At 71.7% G+C, this 21,337-nt stretch carries 20 protein-coding genes; 14 read left to right on the top strand and 6 right to left on the bottom strand.

The features are described from left to right. Positions 1-5: 5 nt before the first annotated feature. Both CRP55_RS19255 and CRP55_RS19250 read right to left on the bottom strand, forming a co-directional pair. The gene (locus CRP55_RS19255; RefSeq protein ID WP_097321465.1) at positions 6-896 is read right to left on the bottom strand and encodes a nucleoside hydrolase; all 891 of its coding nucleotides are present in this window, start codon (positions 894-896) and stop codon (positions 6-8) included. Between the two features lie 4 nt (positions 897-900). Then, complete coding sequence (locus tag CRP55_RS19250; protein WP_245923166.1) at positions 901-2,379, bottom strand: sulfatase-like hydrolase/transferase; 1,479 nt, start codon at positions 2,377-2,379, stop codon at positions 901-903. A gap of 307 nt (positions 2,380-2,686) precedes the next feature. On the opposite strand from CRP55_RS19250, the gene CRP55_RS19245 reads away from it, so the two are divergent. The 5 genes from CRP55_RS19245 to CRP55_RS19230 all read left to right on the top strand — a co-directional run bounded on the left by CRP55_RS19245 (position 2,687) and on the right by CRP55_RS19230 (position 8,310). Then, positions 2,687-5,089, top strand: coding sequence for a phosphoketolase family protein (locus CRP55_RS19245; RefSeq protein WP_097321464.1), 2,403 nt, complete (start codon positions 2,687-2,689; stop codon positions 5,087-5,089). Positions 5,090-5,205: 116 nt separating this feature from the next. Then, entirely contained in the window at positions 5,206-6,102 is an 897-nt protein-coding gene (locus CRP55_RS53105; protein ID WP_245923165.1) for a TetR/AcrR family transcriptional regulator, read from the top strand. 209 nt (positions 6,103-6,311) lie between these two features. Next, on the top strand, positions 6,312-6,530 hold the full coding sequence (locus tag CRP55_RS52195) for a hypothetical protein (RefSeq protein ID WP_143234733.1): 219 nt from the start codon (positions 6,312-6,314) through the stop codon (positions 6,528-6,530). Then, positions 6,527-7,633, top strand: coding sequence for an FAD-dependent oxidoreductase (locus CRP55_RS19235; RefSeq protein WP_097321463.1), 1,107 nt, complete (start codon positions 6,527-6,529; stop codon positions 7,631-7,633). Before CRP55_RS52195 ends, CRP55_RS19235 begins: the two co-directional genes overlap by 4 nt. Further along, complete coding sequence (locus CRP55_RS19230) at positions 7,630-8,310, top strand: alpha/beta fold hydrolase (protein WP_097321462.1); 681 nt, start codon at positions 7,630-7,632, stop codon at positions 8,308-8,310. Before CRP55_RS19235 ends, CRP55_RS19230 begins: the two co-directional genes overlap by 4 nt. On the opposite strand, the gene CRP55_RS19225 is transcribed toward CRP55_RS19230, so the two are convergent. Continuing rightward, the gene (locus CRP55_RS19225) at positions 8,241-10,403 is read right to left on the bottom strand and encodes a putative bifunctional diguanylate cyclase/phosphodiesterase (RefSeq protein WP_097321461.1); all 2,163 of its coding nucleotides are present in this window, start codon (positions 10,401-10,403) and stop codon (positions 8,241-8,243) included. The two genes, CRP55_RS19230 and CRP55_RS19225, sit on opposite strands and share 70 nt — an antisense overlap. A 74-nt stretch (positions 10,404-10,477) precedes the next feature. Here CRP55_RS19225 and CRP55_RS19220 point away from each other — a divergent pair, with 74 nt between their 5' ends. Continuing rightward, positions 10,478-11,593, top strand: coding sequence for an LLM class flavin-dependent oxidoreductase (locus tag CRP55_RS19220; RefSeq protein WP_097321460.1), 1,116 nt, complete (start codon positions 10,478-10,480; stop codon positions 11,591-11,593). Here the strand turns inward: CRP55_RS19220 and CRP55_RS19215 are convergent. Then, a complete protein-coding gene (locus CRP55_RS19215; RefSeq protein ID WP_097321459.1) occupies positions 11,532-12,242 on the bottom strand; it encodes a nucleotidyltransferase in 711 nt (236 codons plus the stop codon). The two genes, CRP55_RS19220 and CRP55_RS19215, sit on opposite strands and share 62 nt — an antisense overlap. Before the next feature lie 25 nt (positions 12,243-12,267). On the opposite strand from CRP55_RS19215, the gene CRP55_RS19210 reads away from it, so the two are divergent. Then, complete coding sequence (locus tag CRP55_RS19210) at positions 12,268-13,449, top strand: RNA polymerase sigma factor (protein WP_245923164.1); 1,182 nt, start codon at positions 12,268-12,270, stop codon at positions 13,447-13,449. Here the strand turns inward: CRP55_RS19210 and CRP55_RS19205 are convergent. Next, a complete protein-coding gene (locus tag CRP55_RS19205; RefSeq protein ID WP_097321458.1) occupies positions 13,446-13,799 on the bottom strand; it encodes a YciI family protein in 354 nt (117 codons plus the stop codon). The genes CRP55_RS19210 and CRP55_RS19205 overlap by 4 nt on opposite strands. 118 nt (positions 13,800-13,917) lie before the next feature. On the opposite strand from CRP55_RS19205, the gene CRP55_RS19200 reads away from it, so the two are divergent. Then, entirely contained in the window at positions 13,918-14,775 is an 858-nt protein-coding gene (locus tag CRP55_RS19200; protein WP_245923163.1) for a glutathione S-transferase C-terminal domain-containing protein, read from the top strand. Here CRP55_RS19200 and CRP55_RS19195 read toward each other — a convergent pair. Next, a complete protein-coding gene (locus CRP55_RS19195) occupies positions 14,738-15,811 on the bottom strand; it encodes an alpha/beta fold hydrolase domain-containing protein (protein WP_097321456.1) in 1,074 nt (357 codons plus the stop codon). The two genes, CRP55_RS19200 and CRP55_RS19195, sit on opposite strands and share 38 nt — an antisense overlap. Positions 15,812-15,931: 120 nt before the next feature. On the opposite strand from CRP55_RS19195, the gene CRP55_RS19190 reads away from it, so the two are divergent. The 6 genes from CRP55_RS19190 (at position 15,932) to CRP55_RS19165 (ending at position 21,249) form a co-directional block, all read left to right on the top strand. Then, the gene (locus tag CRP55_RS19190; protein WP_097321455.1) at positions 15,932-16,780 is read left to right on the top strand and encodes an ABC transporter permease; all 849 of its coding nucleotides are present in this window, start codon (positions 15,932-15,934) and stop codon (positions 16,778-16,780) included. A gap of 15 nt (positions 16,781-16,795) precedes the next feature. Next, entirely contained in the window at positions 16,796-17,821 is a 1,026-nt protein-coding gene (locus CRP55_RS19185) for a taurine ABC transporter substrate-binding protein (RefSeq protein WP_218854623.1), read from the top strand. Further along, positions 17,808-18,632: an ABC transporter ATP-binding protein gene (locus tag CRP55_RS19180; RefSeq protein ID WP_097321454.1), complete on the top strand. Its 825-nt coding sequence runs from the start codon at positions 17,808-17,810 to the stop codon at positions 18,630-18,632. Before CRP55_RS19185 ends, CRP55_RS19180 begins: the two co-directional genes overlap by 14 nt. Next, positions 18,629-19,474 carry a TauD/TfdA dioxygenase family protein gene (locus CRP55_RS19175; protein WP_097321453.1) on the top strand — a complete coding sequence of 282 codons (846 nt, stop codon included), beginning with the start codon at positions 18,629-18,631 and terminating at the stop codon, positions 19,472-19,474. Before CRP55_RS19180 ends, CRP55_RS19175 begins: the two co-directional genes overlap by 4 nt. 144 nt (positions 19,475-19,618) lie before the next feature. Beyond that, complete coding sequence (locus CRP55_RS19170) at positions 19,619-20,470, top strand: hypothetical protein (protein ID WP_097321452.1); 852 nt, start codon at positions 19,619-19,621, stop codon at positions 20,468-20,470. Next, entirely contained in the window at positions 20,467-21,249 is a 783-nt protein-coding gene (locus CRP55_RS19165; protein ID WP_097321451.1) for a hypothetical protein, read from the top strand. Before CRP55_RS19170 ends, CRP55_RS19165 begins: the two co-directional genes overlap by 4 nt. Positions 21,250-21,337: the final 88 nt, after the last annotated feature.

The raw sequence follows: 21,337 nt of genomic DNA, 5'->3' as shown, positions 1-21,337 counted from the left end.
GTTGTTTAAGCGATACCTGAGCCGCTGATTCCGTTGATCCGGCGCAGGAGCACTCCCGCCGAGCCCTCCGGCGCCGCCAAGACCACGGTGACCGTTTTGTCGCCTGTCTCGGAAATATGGCCATCGGCGCCGACGCGCAGGGCGAGGCCGGGAGAGGAGGTGGGCTCGATCTCGCCGACGGCGATCGCGGCGGCGAGCGGATCGTGCAGCGGGACGGCCCGTGACCCCGTACGGTCCTCGTAGAAATCGAGGTAAGCCGGCAGCATGCCGGCCAGAGCGGCCGTCAGCGGGGTGGCTCCGAGCGAAGCCCGGTCCTGCTCGGACCAGCGGTGCTGCAAGGTCACGTCGAGCGGAACCAGGGTGACCGGCCACGCGGCCCGCAGGGACTCGCCGGCCGAGGCCGGATCGTCGCCGATGTTGGCCTCGGCCCGCGGCGTCACGTTGCCCGGCACCCGCACGGCGCCGCCCATGATCGTGACGGTCTTGATCCGCTCGGGCAGCGTGGGATCCGCGCGCAGCGCCAGCGCGAGGTTCGTGCACGGTCCCGTCGCGAGAAGGTGCAGCTCGCCGGCGTACTCACGGGAAAGATCTAAAAGCATTTCCACGCTCGTACGAGGGTCAGGCCGCCCACCCTCGGGCAACACCACCCCGCCGACGCCGTTGCCGCCGTGCACCGCCTTCGCCCCCCGCTTGATCTCGCCCTCGCCGACCGCGACCGGAATGTCGTCGCGGCCGGCCAGAGCGAGCAGCCCCAGGGTGTTGCGTGCGGCCTGACCGGCCGCGGTGTTGCCGTTCACCGTGCCGATGCCGGCCAGCCGGACCGCGGGATGGGCCAGCAGGTAGGCGATCGCGATGGCGTCGTCGATGCCGGTGTCACAGTCGAGATAGAAGATCACTTGTTCATGATGCGGCAGCCTGCGTCCCGAACGCGGCGAAGAAACGGTCCCGGAACGCGTTCATCGGCCACACCGGCGTGGCCGGCAGTGGCCGCAGCCCGTCGGCCCAGTTCCAGCCGGCGACCCGGTCGAGCACCTTCGGATCCTTGGCCACGATGGTGATCGGCACGTCGTGGCTGGCGTTGGCGCCGGCCGCGATCGGCGAGGGCTGGTGGTCGCCGAGGAAGACCATCACGAGGTTGTCGTCGCCGTACAGGGTGATCCAGTTGATCAGCGTGGTCAGCGAGTACTGGATGGACTTGCCGTACTCGGCCCGGACCTTCTTCGGCTCGGCCCACAGGGCCTTCGGCTTGGTGCCGTCCTCGACCATCTTGGCGTAGACCGAGCCGTCGCCGACCTGGTTCCAGTCGGGCAGATAGTCGGGGATCGGCGCCCACGGCGTGTGGCTGGAGACCAGCGGCAGCTCCACCATCAGCGGGCCGCGGCCCGGCTTCTTGTATTCGATGGTGTTGAGCTGCTTGAGCGTGTACTGGTCGGGCATCGGGGCCCAGCTGAACTTCGGCCCGTTGTAGCCGAGGTTGCGCGAGTCCCACACCTGGTCGTAGCCGTAGAAGTTGCCCTCGGGCCAGGCCCGGGTGGCGCCCGGCATGACGCTGACCGTGCGCGAGCCGGCGTTCTTGAAGGCTCGGGTCAGGGTGAGCCGGTCGGTCGAGACCAGGTTGCGGTACCGCTGCTCGTTGTTGATCCACAGCCCGGACTCGAAGGTGGAGTGGGCCAGCCAGCTGCCACCGCCGAAGGTGGGCGAGGTGAGCCAGCCGCTGCGCGCGGCGTAGCCGGCCTTCGTCAGCTGGGCGGTGCCGCTGTCGAGGACCGGGTCGACCAGCTCGGCCAGGGCGGGGGTCTCGACGGCGCTGCGGCCGTAGCTCTCGATGAAGGTGAAGATGACGTCCTTGCCCTTGAGGGCGGAGAGCATCTGGTCGGCGGCCACGTTCCGGTACGGGTCGTCGGCGACCTCCTTGGCGAAGTTCGCCTCGTCGCGCAGGCCGGCGCGGGCCTGGTGGGCGCGATCCCACGCGTACGTGGCGCTGCTGCGCGCGGCCACGGGGACCGCCCCGTACACCGAAACGCCGAGAGAGAAAGTCAGAGCCCAGGCCACCGCGACGCCGCCGGCGGTGATCGCCGAGCGGCGGCGGTGGCGGGCGGCGAGCGCGCCGATCCGCAGCACCGACCAGCAGGTGAGGGCGAGGACCGCGGCGACCAGCAGCAGGATGGCGGCGACGGCGCCGATGGCGGCGGCCCGGCCGTAGGAGTCGACGACGAAGCTGAACGCGTCGTCGAACAGGACCCAGTCGAGCACCGGGTCGAAGGGGCGGTTGAGCTCCTCGAAGAAGCCCATGTCCAGGCATTTCTCGATGACGAGCCAGCCTAGGAGTACGCCGATGATGATTCCGGCAATTCGCCGCGCTCTCGTGGGCAGGGCCATCAGGATCGCTATGACGAAAGCCGCTTCGATCGGTATTCGGACAAAACCCCCGGGGGTCAGTCGGGACAGGACATTCGGGAAGATCAGAAAGGCGAAAAGGACGACTCCGGCCAGGATCGTGAGCGACAGCTGGACCCTGGGGCGGCGGAGGAAGGCACGAACGCGTTGCGGCACGCCAGGGGGAACGGATTCACAGTGCCGGACGGTTCACCGACATTCCAAAGTCACTTCCAACCAGTACCAAAGACTCTATGGCCGCCCAGTGGGTAGGCCTAGGTTCAACCCAACGACCGCGAAGTGAGAGGACATGCCCGTGCCGACGGCGACCTCGGACCTGCTAGCCGCGCCCAGCGAGGCGGAAATCGCCCAGATGGACGCCTGGTGGCGTGCCGCCAACTACCTGACCATCGGCCAGATCTACCTGCGGGCCAACCCCCTGCTGCGGGAACCGCTCAAGCCCGAGCACATCAAACCCCGGCTGCTGGGGCACTGGGGCACCAGTCCCGGCCTGTCGTTCGTCTACGCCCACGTGTCCCGGCTGATCCGGCACACCGGGCAGGAGACGCTGTACCTGACCGGCCCCGGCCACGGCGGGCCGGCGCTGGTCGCGGCCGGGTATCTCGAGGGGACGTACAGCGAGATCTATCCGGAGGTGACCCAGGACGAGGCGGGCATGCTGCGGCTGTTCCGCCAGTTCTCCAGCCCCGGCGGCATCCCCAGCCACGTGTCGGTGACCACGCCCGGCTCGATCCACGAGGGCGGCGAGCTCGGTTATGTGCTGGTTCACGCGTTCGGCGCGGTGATGGACAACCCCGACCTGCTGGCGATCGCCGTGGTCGGTGACGGTGAGGCCGAGACGGGGCCGCTCGAGGGGTCGTGGAAGGGCATCTCGTTCCTCAACCCCAAGCACGACGGGGCGGTGCTGCCGATTCTGCACCTGAACGGGGCGAAGATCTCCGGGCCGACGGTGCTGGCCCGCAAGGACCCGGCCGAGGTGCGTGAGCTGCTCAGCGGCCATGGCTACGACGTCATCGAGGTCGAGGGCTCGGACCTGCCGGGTATGCACACCCGGTTCGCTTCGGCGCTCGCTTCGGCGTATTCGCGTATCGGCGAGATCCAGCAGGCCGCCCGGTCCAGTGGGGGCGACGGCACCCGGCCCAGGTGGCCGCTGATCGTCCTGCGTACGCCCAAGGGCTGGACGGGCCCTTCGTCAGTCGACGGAGTGCAGGTCTCCGGCACGTTCCGCGCCCACCAGGTGCCGCTGGCCGGCGTTCGGGAGAACCCTGAGCACCTGGCGCTCCTGCAGCAGTGGCTCGAGTCGTACCGGCCGTCCGAGCTTTTCGATGCGGCCGGCACACCTGTGCCAGTGGTGCGCGACGCGGCACCGTCGGGCGACAAGCGGATGAGTGCGACACCGCACGCCAACGGCGGCCTGATCACCCGCGACCTCGACCTGCCCGACTTCCGCGACTACGCGGTGAAGGTCGACCAGCCGGCCACCGAACGGGTCGAGTCGACCCGGCGGCTCGGCGAGATGATGCGCGACATCTACAGCCGCAACCCCGACCGGTTCCGGCTGTTCAGCCCCGACGAGACGAACAGCAACCGGCTCGGCGCGGTCTTCGAGGTCTCCGACCGGGCGTTCATGGAGCACGTGACCCCCGACGATGTGGCCATCGGCCCCGACGGCCGGGTGATGGAGGTCCTGTCGGAGCACAACTGCCACGGGTGGCTCGAGGGCTACAACCTGACCGGCCGGCACGGGATGTTCGCCACGTACGAAGCGTTCGCCATGGTCAGCGCCTCGCAGACGGTGCAGCACAGCAAGTGGCTGGAGGAGGCCAACCATCTGCCGTGGCGGGCGAAGGTGCCCAGCCTGAACGTGCTGCTGACCTCGACGGCGTGGCGCAACGACCACAACGGCTTCAGCCACCAGGGCCCCGGCCTGATCCAGGTGGTGCTGACGGCCCGCGGCGACGTGAGCCGCATCTACCTGCCGCCGGACGCGAACTGCCTGCTGTCGGTGGCCGACCACTGCTTCCGCAGCCGCAACTACGTCAACCTGATCGTCATCGACAAGCAGCCCCAGCTGCAGTGGCTGACGATGGACGAGGCGATCGAGCACTGCGCCCGCGGCGCCGGCGTGTGGGACTGGGCGGGCACGGACGACGGCAACAGCGACCCCGACATCGTGCTGGCCTGCGCCGGCGACGTGGTGACGATGGAGACGGTGGCGGCGGCCCAGATCCTGCGCGACAAGCTGCCCGGCCTGCGCGTGCGGGTGGTGAACGTGGTCGACCTGATGACGCTGCCCCGCCCGAAGGACCACCCGCACGGCATGAGCGAGACCCTGTTCACCGAGCTGTTCACCGACACGGTCGACGTGGTGTTCGCCTTCCACGGCTACCCCGGAGCCATCCACCAGCTGGTGCACGGCCGCCCCGACGCCGACCGTTTCCGGGTGCGGGGCTTCATCGAGCAGGGCACCACGACAACGCCGTTCGACATGACGGTCCGCAACAAGGCGTCGCGCTACCACTTGGTGATGGACGCCATCAACAACGCCAAGCGCCTCCCGCGGGGCGCCGAGGACCTGAAGAAGTGGTGCGAGTCCCAGCTGGCCCGCCACGAGGCTTACGTGGTCGAGCACTTGGAGGACATGCCCGAGGTCCGGGACTGGACCCTCGGCGACTGGGCCACCACCTCCTGACCCTGCGCACCGCCGGCCTTCGGGCCGGCTGAGGTTTTCGGTCGGCAAGGGCCGGTGGTGTTCGCCACCGGCCCTTGCCGTAGCCGCTGACGAACATGTTCGTTACGATCGTGTTCGTGAGTACTCGTCGAGTGCCGGTGAGCCGCCGAGAGCGGCCGGCCAAACCCCCGCTCAGCCGCGAGAACGCCGTGGCGGTCGCGCTGCAGCTCATGCGCGACGAAGGCTTGGAGCGGGTGACGGTGCGCCGGTTGGCCGCCGAGCTCGACACAGGCCCCGCCTCGATCTACGTGTACGTCAAGAACGTGGCCGAGCTGCACGCCGCCATCCTCGACGAGCTGCTGGGCGAGCTGGAGATGCCCGTCCCGCACCCCTTGCTGGCCGCCGCCCCACCCGCGGCCGCCGCCCCACCCGCGGCCGCTGCCTCGCCTGCGGCCGCCGCCCCACCCGCGGCCGGCGGCCAGCGGCTTGACGGCCACTGGTCTGACGGCCAGTGGTCTGACGGCCAGTGGTCTGACGGCCAGTGGTCTGACGGGGGGCGGCGTGACGGGGAGGCCGCGGGACAGCAGCGGCGCTCCGGAGGGCACGTCGGGGAGCGGTGGCGTGAGGATCTGGTCGCCCTGCTGATGGCCTACACCGGCCTGCTGCTGGATCATCCGAGCCTGGCCCGCTCGGTGCTCACCCTGCGCCCGTCCGGCCCGCACTACCTCCGCCTGATCGACACCATGCTGAGTCTGCTCCGGGAGGGCGGCGTCCCACCCGGCCAGGCCGCCTGGGGCGTGAACGTGCTCCTGCAACTAGGCACAGCCACCGCCGCCGAGCACGGCACTCGTGACCAGTCCGGCGCCGGCGAGGACCACGAGCAGTTCGCCGCGGCCATGCGCGAGGCCGGCCCCAACTACCCCGACATCCGCCGCACCCGCGACTCCCTGTTCACCGGCTCCGGGCCGGAACGCATGTGGTGGTCCTTCGAGGCCCTGATCACCGGCATAGCCACCGTCCCCACACCCACCTGATCCCAGCTACCTCGCGACCCCAGCAACCTCCCGACCCGCAACTCCCTCACGCAGTCCGGCGAGCAGTGCTGGGCTGGCCACCGTCATCCCACCCCCATGAACCCCTTCACGCCCATGCTGAACGCGTTCGTGACGAACATGTTCGTCAAGCGTTCCGCGCCACACCGAACACGCTCGTCACGAACACGTTCCTAAACTCCGCGCCACACGTGAACATGTTCGTCACGAACACGTTCGTCAGCGACCGCGCCACACGTGAACATGTTCGTCACGAACACGTTCCTCAGCGATTCGCTTCGCTCCCGAACATGTTCGTCACGAACGCGTTCGGCGCCGAGCTGCAGGCCGGTCGCGGCACTGTGCTCCGAGCGATCGCGATCGACGAGGAATGTCAGTTGGAAACCCTTCACGAAGGAGAAGCGCTATGAATCCCACTATCGCCATCGTCGGGGCCGGGCTCGGCGGGCTCACGCTTGCTCGTGTGCTGCATGTCCACGGGATTCCGTCGACGATCTATGAGCTGGACGCTTCGCCCAGTGCCCGGACCCAGGGCGGCATGCTCGACATCCACGACTACAACGGGCAGGTCGCGATCAAGGCCGCCGGGCTGTTCGAGCAGTTCCAGGGGATCATCCACCCCGGGGGCGAAGCCATGCGGATCCTCGACCGGCACGGCGTCGTGCGCGCCGACGAGACGGACGAAGGGGACGGCGGGCGGCCCGAAGTGGACCGCGGGCAGCTTCGGCAGATGCTGCTGGACTCGCTGCCTGCGGGGGCCATCCGGTGGGGCAGCAAAGTGACCGGGGTGCAGGGGCGCACGCTCGAGTTCGCCGACGGCACCACCGTCACCGCTGACCTGCTGGTCGGGGCCGACGGCGCGTGGTCTCGGGTTCGGTCCCTGGTTTCGGAGGCTGCGCCGGCGTACACGGGAATGTCGTTCGTCGAAGTTGACCTTTTCGAGGCGGACGTGCGGCACCCGGGTCCGGCGGCGACGGTGGGGCAGGGCATGTTGTTCGCGCTCGGGCCCGGCCGGGGCTTCCTCGCCCACCGGGAGACCGACGGGAGCCTGCACGTCTACGTCGCGCTGCGCAAGCCGGCCGGCTGGGTCACCTCGGTCCCGATGACCAAGGAGCTGCTCGTCGCCGAGTTCCGGGACTGGGCGCCCTCGCTGCAAGCCCTGATCACCGAGGCGGACGGGCCGCTCGTGCCCCGCGCCATCAACGCCCTGCCGGTCGAGCACCGATGGAACCGTGTTGCGGGGGTGACTCTGCTCGGCGACGCCGCTCACCTGATGTCGCCTTTCGCTGGGGAGGGCGCCAACCTCGCCATGCTCGACGGTGCCCGCCTCGGTGAAGCGCTCGCCGCTCACCCCGGCGACGTCGAGAAGGCGCTTTCCCTGTACGAGGCTGAGCTCTTTCCCCGCAGCGCCGAAGCCGCCGCCGAGGCCGCCCGCAATCTGGTGCTCTGCTTCGACGACAACGCTCCGCAGAGCCTGCTCGACCAGTTCGCCGCCTACGAGGAGGCCCGGTGACCGGCGACCTGGTCCTGGTGCTGCACGGCGGGGCCGGCCGGGCGAGCGTCGACGGCCTCGTCCCCCATCTGGAGGGCACCCACCGGGTGATCGCGCCGACCCATCCCGGCTTCGACGGCACCGAGCACCTGGCGAGCGTCGCCGACCTCGCCCGGTCCTGTTTGGACATGCTTGACGGCCCGGCGGCCGTCGTCGGGGTCTCCTTCGGCGGCTGGGTGGCGGCCGAGATGGCCGTCGCCGACCGCGCCCGTCGCATCGCCCGGCTGGTGCTCATCGACGCGATCGGCCCGGACATCCCGGGCCACACCGTCACCATGCCTGCCGGGCGCGGGCCGGGGCCTGACTCCGGGGCGATGGCCGCCCTCCAGGCCTACACCGGACCTGACATGCGCGATCCGGCCCTGCTGGACCGGGTGGGCCATCTCGACATCCCGGCACTGCTCGTCTGGGGCGAGAACGACACCGTGGTCAGCCCCGACTTCGGGCGCGCCTACGCGGCCGCCTTCCGCGACGCTCGCTTCGAGCTCATCCCCGGCGCCGGTCATCTGCCGATGCGGGAGGCGCCCGAGCGGACCTACGCCGCGCTCGACGTCTTCCTTTCGGAGGATCACCGGCGTACTTCGGCGACCGCCGTCGACAGGGCGAAGTTCGGGTCCGCGACCGGGCGGCCGAAGTAATAACCCTGCAGCAGGCTGTAGCCGAGGCGCTGAAGGGCCTCGGCCTGCGCGGCCGTCTCCACGCCCTCGGCCACCGCGGCCAGACCCAGGCCCCGGCTCACCTGGATCAGGGCCTCCGCGATGACCGTGGAGCGACCCGCCTCCGTGATGTTGTCCACGAAGGACTTGTCGACCTTCAGGATGTCCACCGGGACCGTCTGGAGCAGGTTCAGTGAGCTGTGACCGGTGCCGAAGTCGTCCAGCGCGATCCTGACCCCCAGCGCGCGCAGCTCGTTGAGGGTCACCACCGCCTGGCCGCCTTCGAAGACCGCCGTCTCGGTCATCTCCACCGCCAGGCACGGCGCCGGCAGGCCCGTCTCGGCCAGGACCGCCGCCACCGTGGCCGCGAAGCCGTGCCGGGCCAGCTGGCGGGCCGACACGTTCACGCTGACCCGGTCCGGCGCCAGCGGGCCCAGCGTCGCCCGCCAGCCCGCCATCCGGTGGCAGGCCATGCGCAGGATCCATTCGCCCAGCTCGACGATGAGGCCGTTGCGTTCGGCGACCGGGATGAAGTCGGCCGGGCTGACCATGCCGCGCAGCGGGTGCTCCCAGCGCACCAGCGCCTCCACCGCCGCCACCCGGCCCGATGGCAGCTCGACGATCGGCTGGTAGACCACCCGGAACTGGCCACTGTCCAGGGCCATCCGGATCTCGCCGCCGAGGCGGGCGTTCTCGCCGGCCCGCTCGTCCAGCGCGGGTGTCCAGCGGCGTACCGGGTCGCCGGTGTGTTTCGCCGCGTACATCGCCGCCTCGGCCTGGCGCAGCAGCTCCTCGGCGTCGACGCCGGTGCCGCCGGCCAGCCCGATGGCCACGCCCACGTACAGCTCGTGACCGCCGGCCGTGACCGGATGGCGCAGCGCCGACGACAGCGCCATGGCCAGGGTGCGCACCTCGTCGGCGGTGGCGTGGGGGAGCAGGACCGCGAACTCGTCGCCGCCGATCCGGGCGACCACGGCCCCGGCCGGAGCGCCGGACAGCAGGCGGGCGCCCAGCGCGGACAGCACCCGGTCGCCGACCGGGCGGCCCAGCTCGTCGTTGACGTTCTTGAAGCCGTTCAGGCCGAGCAGGGCCAGCTGCGGGCGGGAGGCGTCGCGCAGCGCCTGCACCACCCGGCGCCGGCTGGCCAGCCCGGTCAGGTCGTCGGTCAGCGCGGCCCGGTCGAGCTGTTTGACGAAGCCGGCCATCCGGGCCAGCACCAGCAGGAACAGGACGCCGTCGGCGACCGCGACCGAGATCAGGTCGTGCTGGTCGTCGCGGACCGTGGGCACGAACAGCAGGGCGGGGGAGAGCAGCGAGCAGGCGCCGAACAGCAGCAGGCGGCCGCGGCCCACGCCGGGGGTCTCAGCGGCGGTGTAGGCGCGCGCCATGGACGGGTGCAGCGCGGCGGCGGCCCAGACGACGTACGACAGAAGGAAGGCCGGGTCCGCCGGGTGGGTGTCGGTGAGCAGGGCGAAGCCGGTGTCGGCGGCGAACATCAGGGTGACCGCGGCGGCCAGCATCCACACGCTGGGGCTGGCGATGCGCGAGCCGGTCAGCAGGCGCGCGAGCAGGGCCAGCAGCAGCACGTCGGCGGCCGGATAGGCGGTGCTGGTGAAGCGTTCCACGGCCGAGTCGGCGTCGCCCACGACGGCCGGGTAGATGACGAACACCCAGTAGACCAGGCCCAGGCCGATGGCCACGACGGCGGCGTCGATCAGGTTGCCGCGGCTGCCCCGCACGAGCAGGAGAAGACCGGCCACGAGCATGGGGTACGAGGCGAGGTAGAACACATCCGCCAGTGACGGATACGGACTCTGCTCGAGGGCGAACTGGTAGTACCCGTACGTGAGGTCGCCGAGCACGAAGGTGAGCTGGCCCGCCGCGAACCAGTACCACATCGCCGGGCGGGCCGGGCGGTGCAGGCGTACGGCCACAAGCACCACCAGGCCCGAGACCAGCCCGATCGCGTCATAGACGAGCGACGCGGCGAGCCCGTCCACGGGCAGCACGTACTGGCCGATGATCGCGAGCACTCCGGCCGCGAGCCACCAGCACCACACCCGTTCTCGGCTCACTCCCCGCCTGTTCGGCCGGGCGGCCCGGAAGTTGAGGTCTTGTCCAAAACCTAGTTTGGCGATAGGAAATAGGCATGGCCGTTCCGCTGTCGATCCTCGACCTCAGCCCGCTCGTCGCCGGTGGCACCGCCGGCGACGCCCTGCGCCGCACCATCGACCTCGCCCGCCACGCCGAGCGCCTCAGCTACCACCGGTACTGGGTGGCCGAGCACCACTTCACCCCCGGGGTGGCCAGCTCACAGCCGGCCCTGCTGCTGGGCCAGATCGCGGCGGCGACCGAGCGGATCCGGCTCGGCTCGGGTGCCGTGCAGACCGGGCACCAGACGGCCCTGACCATCGTCGAGCAGTTCGGCCTGCTCGACGCGCTGCACCCGGGGCGCTTCGACCTCGGGCTCGGCCGCTCGGGCCGGCAGCGCCAGGAGGCGGCCTCCGAGATCGCGGCGGTCAAACCGCCCGAGAAGGAGCGGGTCGTGGACGGGCTGCTCATCCCGGAGCACTTCTCCTGGGCGCCGATCCACGTCTCGAAGCGCTCGGCCCTGCTGGCCTCGCTGCTGGCCCAGCCCGGCGCCCGGTCGCTCGGGCTCGACGAGATCCTCGACCAGATCGAGGCGCTGCTCGCTGGCCCGTACACCGACGACGAGGGCAACGAGGCCCGGGCCGTGCCCGGCGAGGGCGCCGACCTGCAGATCTGGCTGCTGGGCTCGAGCGGCGGCGAGAGCGCCCGCGTCGCCGGCGAGCGCGGCCTGCCGTTCGCCGCCAACTACCACGTCGCCCCGGCGAAGGTCCTGGAGGCGGTCGAGGCGTACCGGGCCGCCTTCAAGCCCTCACCTCAGCTGAGCGAGCCCCGCGTGATGGTCTCGGCCGACGTGCTGGTCGCCGGCGACGACGAGTCGGCCCGGCGGCTGGCCGCCCCGTTCGGCCTGTGGGTGGCCAGCGTCCGCAGCGGCAAGGGCGCCATCCCGTACCCGAGCGTCGAGGACGCGCTGGCCCACGAGTGGACCGGCGAGGAACGCGCCCTGGTCGACGATCGCGTGCGCACCCGGTTCGTGGGCTCCCCGGCGACGGTCGCCGAGCGCCTGCACACCCTGCAGCGGGTGACCGGCGCCGACGAGCTTCTGGTCACGACCATCACGTACGACCACGCGGACCGCGTACGGTCGTTCGAGCTCCTGGCGAAGGAATGGAGTTGAAGCCCTCGAAGAGCGGCCCGCCCGCGCGGTCGAGGACCTCGGCCGCGAACGCCGCGGGCTCGTCCCGGGCGGCCAGCCAGCGCTCGGCCAGCGCCGGGTCGAGCTCGCGCAACTCCCGCAGCAACCACTTGCCGGTGCTGAGCCAGCGCCCGGCGAACGCCAATGACGCTCGCGCCGCTTCGGTCCACACGGCCGCGGCGATGACCAGGCGCTCACCCGGGTCGGTCCCGTGCTCGAGGTCGTCGAGCAGGTCGGTCAGGGCGTACCGCATCCGGTCCCTCTCCTGAGCCGGCAGCGGCCCGGGACCATCGGCGAGGACCTGAGCGCATCGCGCCGGCAGGTCGCCCGGATCGCCGAACAGCACGGCGCCGCGGGCCAGCATGCGATGGGTGCTCGGCTTGCGCGCGGCCAGCTCCCGCGCCAGGAACTCGGTCAGCCGCTCCGGCGTCTGCACGAAAAGCTCGACCGGCCAGCCCTGGTGACGCAGGCTCTCGCGATGGGCGGTCCCGCCCGGAGGCAGCATCACGACGATGTCGAGGTCGGAGCCGGCCGTGCGCGCGGCGGTGAGCACGCTGCCCGTGAGCAGCGCCCACGAGGCGTCCGGAAATCGATTCAGCACGAGCTCGCGCGCGACGTCGACGGGTTCCATCCGGTGATCCTGGCAGACTTGCGGGGTGGGTGAGGCGCAGGAGGCTCTCGACCGGGCCTGGCGGTCCGACGCCGCCGGCATGCTGGGGGTGCTGGCCCGGCGGCTCGGCGACCTCGACCGGGCCGAGGAGGCGCTGCAGGAGGCGCTGGCGTCGGCCCTGCGGCATTGGCCGGCCGAGGGCGTGCCCGCCAATCCGGCCGGGTGGCTGGTCACCACGGCCTGGCGCAAGGCGGTCGACGCCATGCGCCGGGAGGCGGGCGGCCGGGCCAAGCTGGCGGTCCTCGCCCGTACGCCACCGGCCGAACCGACCCCCGACGACCGCCTCGCGCTGGTCTTCGCCTGCTGTCATCCCGCCCTGCCCGAGCCGTCCCGCATGGCCCTCACCCTGCACGCGGTGGCCGGTCTTCCGGCCGACGCGATCGCCGCCGCGTTCCTGCTGCCGAGGGCGACGCTCGCCCAGCGTCTGGTCCGGGCCCGCAAAACCCTTCGAGATTTGGGTGTACGGGTGGAGGTGCCGGCCGCGGGCGAATACGAGTCCCGCCTTCCCGCGGTGCTGACCGTGCTCTATCTGATCTACAACGAGGGCTACACCGCGCGGCGTCCCGAGCTCGCCCGCGAGGGCCTCGACCTGGCCCGGCAGTTGGCCGATCTGATGCCCGCCGAGCCGGAGGCGGCCGGTCTGGCCGCGCTGGTCGAGCTGCACGAGGCGCGCTCGGCCGGCCGGTTCGACGCCGAGGGCCGCATCGTGCTGCTGGAGGATCAGGACCGGTCGCTGTGGGACCTTCGATTGATTCACGCGGCCGTACGCAGATTGGCCCGTGCCGCCCGGCGGGACCGCCCCGGCCCGTACCAGTTGCAGGCGGCGATCGCCGCGCAGCACGCCCTCGCGACGTCGTACGAGACGACCGACTGGCGGGCCGTGCGAGCCCTGTACGACAGCCTCCAGGTGCTCCAGCCGTCGCCGGTCGTGTCGCTGAGCCGTGCCGTGGCGACCGGTTTCGTGCTCGGCCCGGCGGCCGCCCTGGACGAGGTGGACGCCCTCGAGGGCCGGCTGGTGGGCTATCGCCTGTGGCACGCGACCCGGGCCGACCTGCTGAGCCGGCTCGGGCGCACCGGGGAGGCCGTCGAGGCCACCCGGCGCGCCCTGGCCCTGGCGACGAACCCGGCGGAGCGGGAGTTGCTCCAGCGCAAGCTCGACGCGTTCTAACGCTCCAGCACGGGCCGCACCTCGACGCGGTCACCGACCGCGGCGATGCCCGGCCACGTCGCCGCCACCGCCACCGCGTCGTCGATGTCGTCCGCGATCAGGTGGATGAACCCGCCGACCTGCTCCTTGAGCTCCACGAAGGGCCCGTCGGTCACGGTGGTCCGGCCGTCCGGGCCGGGACCGACCGTCTTGGCCGTCGCCGTGCGCTGGAGCTCGGCCCCGCCGTCGGCGAGCTTGCCGGCCTCGAACCACTTGCCCCACCAGGCGCCGACCTCGTCCATGAGCCCGTCGGGCAGCTTCGGCTCGTACCAGGCCGTCTCGTCGCCCACGATGATCATCACGTACCGCATGAATGCGCTCCTTCTCTCGGCTCTTGCCTGCAATGACGATCGGGCGCCGGCCGAATCGACACGGCGGCCGGAAAAAGTCTGATTGCCTAGTATGCCTATGGGAATTATGGTGACTCTCGTGCCGCAGCTCTCCGCCAGAACCCACCTGGCGAGCCCGGTCGACGTCCGGACCCACGGCGAGTATCGACCGCGCACGCCCGTCGCCTTCACGGGCCGGATCACCGCCGACGGCGACTTCACCGCCCGGCCGTTCCGCTACCACGTCTACGGCGGCCGCTTCTGTCCCTGGACCCACCGGCTCGCCATCACCCGCGAGCTGGCGGGTCTGCACGACATAGTCACCATGTCGTACGTCGACAACCAGCGCGACGGCCGCGGCTGGGCGTTCCGCGCCCTCAACGGCCCGGACCCGGTCAACGGCTTCACCCTGCTGAGCGAGGCGTACGAGGCCACGGTCGAGGGCTTCGGCGGCCACGCGGGCGTCCCGGCGCTGTGGGACCGCTTCACCACCCGGGTGGTGAGCAACGACCCGGCCGCGATCGGCATCGACCTGGCGACCCGCTTCCGGCATTTGGCTTCCGCGCCGGTGGAGACGTACCCGCCGGCGCTGCGCGACGAGATCGACGAGCTGGACCGGTGGCTGCGCCCCGCGGTCAACCAGGGCGTGGACGCGGCGGCCGGCGACGGCCAGGCGCGGGCCGCGCTGCTCGGCGCCTTCGAGAGGCTGGACGCGCGGCTGTCGGGAGAGGACTATCTGGTCGGCGGGGTGCTGACCGAGGCCGACATCCGGTTGTGGGTCACGCTGGTCCGCTACGACGCCGGCCCGAACGCGACCCGCGCCATCAATCCGGGCCTGCACGTCTACCCGAACCTGTGGCGCTACGCCCGGGCCCTCTACCGGTTGCCCGCCTTCCGCGACACCACTGATTTCGCCGCCTTCACCCGACCGGGCGCGGCCCTCCCGAACTGGAACTGACCTGACGGCCGTCCGAGCCGGGGACGGCTTGGTGGCCGCCTGGCCCGGGGATGGCTTGGTGGCCGTCTGCGCCGGGGGCGGCTTGGTGGCCGTCTGGGGCGGGATCGGATGGGTGGCCTTCTGTGCACGGGCTGACCGGGCGGCCTTCCGAGCCGGGGCTGAGCCGGCGCGCGATGGCCGGGAGGTCGGCGCCGGGGCGCAGGCGTTCCAGGAACAGCACGATGGTGGCGGCGACCGTGCGGTGGCTCAGGTCGTTGAGAACGTCGTGCCGCCCGCCCGCGATGGCGACCAGCGTGCCCGGGTAGAAGGGCCGGACCTGGGCGAGCGGGCTGATCGTGTCGGCGTCGCCGTGCAGGCCCAGGGCGGGCAGCGTCACCTCGCCGGTAGGGGCCGGCGACGCCGGTATCGCGGTGGAGAAAAGGGCACCGGGCACGGCCGCGTCCTCACCGAGTACGCGCTGATGCGTGGGGCAGGCGGTGCGCGCCTCCACCTCGTGCGGCCAGTCCAGGACGGTGGCGTGCCCGCCGATTCCGTGCGGCCGCTCCACTGCGGCGACGCGGGCGTTCGCTTCGTGCGGCCGCTCCACTGCGGCGACGCGGGCTTTCGCTTCGTGCGGCCGCTCCACTGCGGCGACGCGGGCGTTCGCTTCGTGCGGCCGCTGCGCGGCGGGGCGGGCGTTCGGTTCGTGCGGCTGATCCACTGCGGCGTGCCGGGTCGCGGGTAGGGCGGCCAGCACCAGGGCGTCCAGGCCGGCGGCGCGGCGGGCGGCCAAGGAGCGGGCGAACAGGGCGCCGGTGTCCGAGCCGATCAGCACCTTCGGGGCGGGCAGGGCGCCGTCGGCCGGCAGCTTCTCGGTGGCGGCGAGGCTCAGGCCGAGGTCGGCGGTGATGTCGGGCGGGATCCGCACGCGGTAGCCGTCGGCGGCGAGGCGGCGGCCGAGCCGGGCGTACGCGCTGGTGGTCTCGCCGCGCCCGGCGGCGACGATGACGGTGCCGCGAGGGTTGACGCCCTCGGGTTCGTCGTAGGCGTCGGACATGCCCACACGATGGCGGCGGCGCCGCCGCGGTGTCCAACGACGATTCGCGGCCGGGATCGAACACGTCCGCTCATCAATCAAGACTTGCTCATATTCGATGGGTCTAGTAGGAATTAGCGCGTGACCACATCGCTCGATGCGCCACCCGTCGCGACCGCGCTGCCGCGGCCGGTCCCCAAGCCGTCCGGCGACCGCCGGCGGCGAGTCGCCCTGCGGGTGCTCGCGCTCGTCGTCCTCTATGGACTCTGGGAGCTGGCCGCCCGTACCACCAATAATCCGACTTTCATTCCCTCATCCGGCGCGGTCTGGCATCAGCTGGTCGTCACCTCGAGCATTCATGACGGTGTACGGGGATACAGCGGGCACCTGCTCGTCGAGCACCTCGCGGTGAGCCTGCGGCGCATCCTGATCGGCTCCGCGATCGGCGTCGCCGGCGGCCTCGTCCTGGGCCTGCTGATGGGCACGGTCACCTGGCTGCGGGTCGTCACCGAGCCGGTGGTCACGTTCGTGCGGGCGCTGCCGCCGCTGGCGTACTTCAGCCTGTTCATCATCTGGTTCGGCATCGACGAGACCCCGAAGCTGTGGCTGCTCTCGATCGCCGCCCTGCCACCGGTCGCGGTCGCCACCGCGGCCGCCGTGCAGGGCGCGCCGACCGGCCTGGTCGAGGCGGCCCGGGCGCTCGGCGCGACCCGCTGGCAGGTGACCCGCGACGTGACTCTGCCGCACGCCCTGCCCGAGATCTTCACCGGCGTCCGGCTCGCGGTCGGCGTCGCCTACAGCTCGGTGGTCGCGGCCGAGACCATCAACGGGGTTCCCGGCATCGGCGGCATGGTCCGCGACGCCCAGCGTTATTCACAGACCGACGTGGTCGTGCTCGGTCTGTTCGCCATCGGCCTTTCCGGCCTGCTCATCGACGCCCTGCTGCGGACGGCCGAGAACCGGCTGATCCCGTGGCGCGGCCGCGCCTAGACAGGGGTTTGCCCAGTGAAGAAGTTGCTTTCCGTCCTTGTGGTGGCCGCGATCGGGATGACCGCCTGCGGCAACGGGGCCGCCAGTGGGGGAGCGAGCGCCGGCAAGAAGACGATCCGCCTGGCGTACCAGGCGTTCCCGAGCGGCGACCTGATCGTCAAGAACCAGGGGCTGCTCGAGAAGGCCCTGCCCGACTACCAGATCACGTGGACCAAGTTCGACTCCGGCGCGAGCATCAACACGGCGTTCGTGGCCAAGAGCGTGGACATCGCGGCGATCGGGTCGAGCCCGGTGGCGCGTGGATTGTCGGCGCCGCTGAACATCCCGTACAAGGTGGCCTTCGTCCTTGACGTGGCCGGCGACAACGAGGCGCTGGTGGCCCGCAACGGCAGCGGGGTGACGGATGTGGCGTCGCTCAAGGGCAAGAAGGTGGCCACGCCGTTCGCGTCGACCGCGCACTACTCGCTGCTGGCCGCCCTGGAGCAGGCCGGGCTCGCCGAGAAGGACGTCGACATCGTCGATCTGGAGCCGCAGGACATCCAGGCGGCGTGGACCCGCGGCGACCTGGACGCGGCGTACACGTGGCTGCCGTCCCTGGCCGAGATCAAGAAGACCGGCAAGGTCCTGATCGCCAGCCGCGAACTGGCCACAGCCGGCAAGCCCACCCTGGACCTGGGCGTCGTGTCGACAGCGTTCGCCGACGCGCACCCGGAGGCGGTCGACGCCTGGCGCAAGGTGGAGGCGCAGGCGCTGGACGTCATCGCGAACGACCCGGACGCGGCGGCCAAGGCGGTCGCGGCCGAGCTGAACCTGAGCCCCGCCGACGCCAAGGACCAGCTCTCGCAGGGCGTTTTCCTCAAGCCGGCCGACCTGTCCTCGCCGGAGTGGCTGGGCACGGAGGCCGCGGTCGGCAAGTTGGCCGGCAACCTGGTCAGCGCGGCCGAGTTCCTCAAGTCCCAGCAGAAGATCGACGCCGTCCCCTCCTTGACCGACGTCCAGAAGTCCATCTACGTCAAGGGCCTGCCCGATGTCCTCAGCTGACCCGGCCTCCCCGGGCGATGCGGTCGCCCTGTCCGGCGTCGAACACCGCTACGGCGACGTGACCGCGGTCGGCCCGGTCGACCTCACCGTCCCGGGTGGCGAGTTCCTCGTCCTGGTCGGCGCCTCCGGCTGCGGCAAGTCCACGCTCCTGCGCCTGATCGCCGGCTTCGAACAGCCCACCTCTGGCTCGGTCCGCACCGCCGGCACCCCCTCTCCCGAGCCCCGCTCGGGCGGCGGTGGGCTGTCGGCGCCCGTGCCCGGGCGGGGTGCGGGGCTCGTCTTTCAGCAACCCCGGCTCTTTCCGTGGCGCAGCGTGGGCGGGAACGTCGCGCTTGCTCTGCGGTACGCGGGGTTGCCCGCGACGCCGGACAGAGTCAACCAGCTGCTCGAGCGAGTGGGGCTGCATGATGTGGCCAAGCGCCGGACGTGGCAGATCAGCGGCGGCCAGCAGCAGCGGGTCGCCATCGCCCGTGCCCTCGCCGTCGAGAACCCGCTGCTGTTGCTCGACGAGCCGTTCGCCGCCCTGGACGCGCTCACCCGCGAACGGCTCCAGGAGGATCTGCGGCGGGTGAGCCACGAGACCGGCCGTACGTGCGTGTTCGTCACCCACAGCGTCGACGAGGCGGTCTTCCTCGGCAGCCGCGTGATCGTGCTGACCCCGCGCCCCGGCCGCATCGCCCTGGACCTGCCCATCGACCTGCCCCGCGCCGGGCTCGCCCCCGACGAGCTGCGCGGCCTGCCCCGCTTCGCCGCGCTGCGGGCCGAGATCGGCGCCGCCGTCCGATCCCGATCACAGGAGGTACCCGCATGATCAAGGAGTACGAACCGCTCGGCCCGCACTTCGGCGCCGTCGTGCACGGGGCCGACCTGGCCACCGCCACCGACGACGAGATCGCCGAGATCAGGGCCGCGCTGGTCGAGCGCAAGGTGCTGTTCTTCCGCGACCAGACCCTCGACGACGACGCCCAGGTCACCCTGGGCCGCCGGATCGGCGAGCTCACCGCCTCCCACCCGGTGGTCGGCGGCGTCGACGAGGCCCACCCCGAGGTGTACGCCCTCGACAGCACCGACAACGGCTTCGCCGACGTCTGGCACACCGATGTCACCTTCATGCGGCGCCCACCCCTCGGCTCGGTCCTGCGCGCCGTGACCCTGCCCCCGGCCGGCGGGGACACCAACTGGGCCGACAGCCAGCTCGCCTATGAGTCCCTGTCCGAGCCGGTCAAGCATTTGGCCGACAAGCTCACCGCGGTGCACGACGGCACCCGCGAGTTCGGCTACTACCTGGCCCAGCGCCGCGGCGGCCAGGGCAACGAGTGGGACGGCGAGGTGGTCACCCGCCTCGACCCGGTCGAGCACCCGGTCGTCCGCGTGCACCCCGAGACCGGCCGCAAGGGCATCTTCGTCAACCCCGGCTTCACCTCGCACATCACCGGCGTCTCCGAGTTCGAGAGCCGGGCCATCCTGGACCTGCTCTACGCCCACCTGACCAAACCCGAGCACATCGTCCGCCACCGCTGGCGCCCCGGCGACGTGGCCATGTGGGACAACCGCAGCACGGCCCACTACGCCAACCGCGACTACGGCGACGCCCGCCGCGTCATGCACCGGATCACGCTCAGGGGTGACGTCCCGAGAGGACCCGTCGGCTGATCTCGGTTATCCTCTCCGCGTGGCTGATGCGGCCCACCCGCCGCCGGTCCGGCTCCCGGCCCGGCGGCGGTCGCATGTCCGCACCGCCCCGAACCCACCCGGTGGCGAACCTCGCGGGTCCGTGACCGGGGGAGGAACGGCGGCATGAGGCGCTGGATCGTGGGCATGGCGCTGGCGGTGGTGGCCGCGGGCTGCGCCGGGCCGGTGCCGGCCGACAAGCGGGCGCGGGAGATCCTGGCGCGCTACGACGAGGCGGTCCGTGCGGTCGGTGACGGCCCGAGGTTCGTGCCGGCCGGGCCCTTGACCGACTACGCCGGCGCTCTCGAGGAGCGCAACGAGCAGTACCAGGACGGCATCGGGGCCGGGCTCCTCGAAGCGGTGGGCGCCCTGCCCGGGAAACCCGAACAGACCGGCCAGGTGACCTGGAGGAGCGGGGACGCGATCGCCGTGCCTCTCATCGGGGCGCCGGAAGCCCTCGGCCGGGTGAACGGCGAGGGCGTCGCCTCCGCATGCCCCGGCTGCGCCCCGGTTCCGGTCACCGGAGCGCGCCTGACCACGGTCCCGATCGCGACGAGCCGGGGCGTCGCCTCCGTGCCCGCCTGGGAGTTCACCCTCGCCGACAGCGCCTTCCGCGTGACGCGGGTGGCGGTCGCCGACTCGGCCGCCGTGCGCTACACGCCTCCGGCGGGAAGCTCCGGCGCGCCCGCGGCCGAGTCGGCGACCCTGGCCGGCAACGCCTTGACCGTCACGTTCACCGGGGCCGAGGGGCCGGCGAGCGAGACCTGCGGCGCCGACTACACCGCCCGTACGGTCGAATCTCCGAACGCGGTCGTCGTCGTCATCTCCGCGAAGAAGCACCGCTGGGGTTTCGACAGCTGCGACGCCGTCGGCCATGCACGGACGGCGACGGTGGAGCTCGCCGAGCCGCTCGGTGAACGGCCCGTGCTGGACGTGGAGTACGGCATGCCCGTACCGCTGGAAGTAGGCCCGAGATGAAGCGCCGGCTCACCGCGATGGTCGCGCTGACGGCGATCGGCGGTTGCGCGTCGCCGGTCGCACCCGCCGAGGAACCGCCGCCGGTCCAGGCGGAACAGCGGGCGCGGGACGTGCTCGCCAGCTACGAGAAGGCGGTCGGGGCGGCGCGCTTCGTGCCGGCGGGCGGGCTGACCGGATCGGTGGGCAGCCTCGAGCAGGCGAACGAGCACTACAAGGCGGCCATCGGGGCCGGGCGGATCGAGGCGGCCGCCGAGCTTCCCGTCGCTCCCCGCGCAACCGGCACGGTGATCTGGGCCGGCGGCGAGCGCCTCGAGGTGCCGCTGATCGGCGCCGGCGACGCGCTCGGCCAGGTGATGGCCGAGAAAGGCGGAGAGTGCTTGGGTTGTACGCCGGTTCCGGTGACCGGCGCGAAGCTGACCACCACCCGGATCCCGACCACCCGCGGCGAGGCCACGGTGCCGGCCTGGGAGTTCACACTGAAGGGCAGCGCCTTCCGGATCACCCGGGTCGCGGTGGCCCCGTCGGGCGCCCAGACCTACACGCCACCGCCGGGAACCGCGGGCGGCCCGGCCGCCGAGTCGGCGACCGTCTCGGGCCGAACCGTGACCGTCAAGGTGACCGGTTCGCGGTCCGCGGCAAGCGAGCCCTGCGGCGCCGACTACACCGCCCGCGCGGTCGAGTCGGCCCACGCCGTGGTCGTCATCGTCGACGAGCACCGCCACGCGGCCAACGAAATCTGCCCGATGATCGGCTTCCCCGCACCGCCACGGCCGAGCTGACCAAGCCCCTCGGCGACCGCGCCATCCTGGACGTCCAGCAGGGCCAGCCCGTACCCCTGTCGATCAAACCGTAGCAACGCGACCAACT

The sequence above is a fragment of the Paractinoplanes atraurantiacus genome, from assembly GCF_900215205.1.
Taxonomy (GTDB): domain Bacteria; phylum Actinomycetota; class Actinomycetes; order Mycobacteriales; family Micromonosporaceae; genus Actinoplanes; species Actinoplanes atraurantiacus.
The sequence above is the reverse complement of the archived record's forward strand: the minus strand, read 5'-3'. Positions and strand labels throughout refer to the sequence as shown.

What these genes read in the sequence shown, in the direction of transcription:
- CRP55_RS19165 (WP_097321451.1), top strand. Translation starts at nt 20,467, where the DNA reads ATGAAGCGCCGGCTCACCGCGATGGTCGCGCTGACGGCGATCGGCGGT.
- CRP55_RS19180 (WP_097321454.1), top strand. Translation starts at nt 17,808, where the DNA reads ATGTCCTCAGCTGACCCGGCCTCCCCGGGCGATGCGGTCGCCCTGTCC.
- CRP55_RS19205 (WP_097321458.1), bottom strand. Translation starts at nt 13,799, where the DNA reads ATGCGGTACGTGATGATCATCGTGGGCGACGAGACGGCCTGGTACGAG.
- CRP55_RS19195 (WP_097321456.1), bottom strand. Translation starts at nt 15,811, where the DNA reads ATGTCCGACGCCTACGACGAACCCGAGGGCGTCAACCCTCGCGGCACC.
- CRP55_RS19215 (WP_097321459.1), bottom strand. Translation starts at nt 12,242, where the DNA reads ATGGAACCCGTCGACGTCGCGCGCGAGCTCGTGCTGAATCGATTTCCG.
- CRP55_RS19175 (WP_097321453.1), top strand. Translation starts at nt 18,629, where the DNA reads ATGATCAAGGAGTACGAACCGCTCGGCCCGCACTTCGGCGCCGTCGTG.
- CRP55_RS19220 (WP_097321460.1), top strand. Translation starts at nt 10,478, where the DNA reads ATGGCCGTTCCGCTGTCGATCCTCGACCTCAGCCCGCTCGTCGCCGGT.
- CRP55_RS19170 (WP_097321452.1), top strand. Translation starts at nt 19,619, where the DNA reads ATGAGGCGCTGGATCGTGGGCATGGCGCTGGCGGTGGTGGCCGCGGGC.
- CRP55_RS19235 (WP_097321463.1), top strand. Translation starts at nt 6,527, where the DNA reads ATGAATCCCACTATCGCCATCGTCGGGGCCGGGCTCGGCGGGCTCACG.
- CRP55_RS19245 (WP_097321464.1), top strand. Translation starts at nt 2,687, where the DNA reads ATGCCCGTGCCGACGGCGACCTCGGACCTGCTAGCCGCGCCCAGCGAG.
- CRP55_RS19250 (WP_245923166.1), bottom strand. Translation starts at nt 2,379, where the DNA reads ATGGCCCTGCCCACGAGAGCGCGGCGAATTGCCGGAATCATCATCGGC.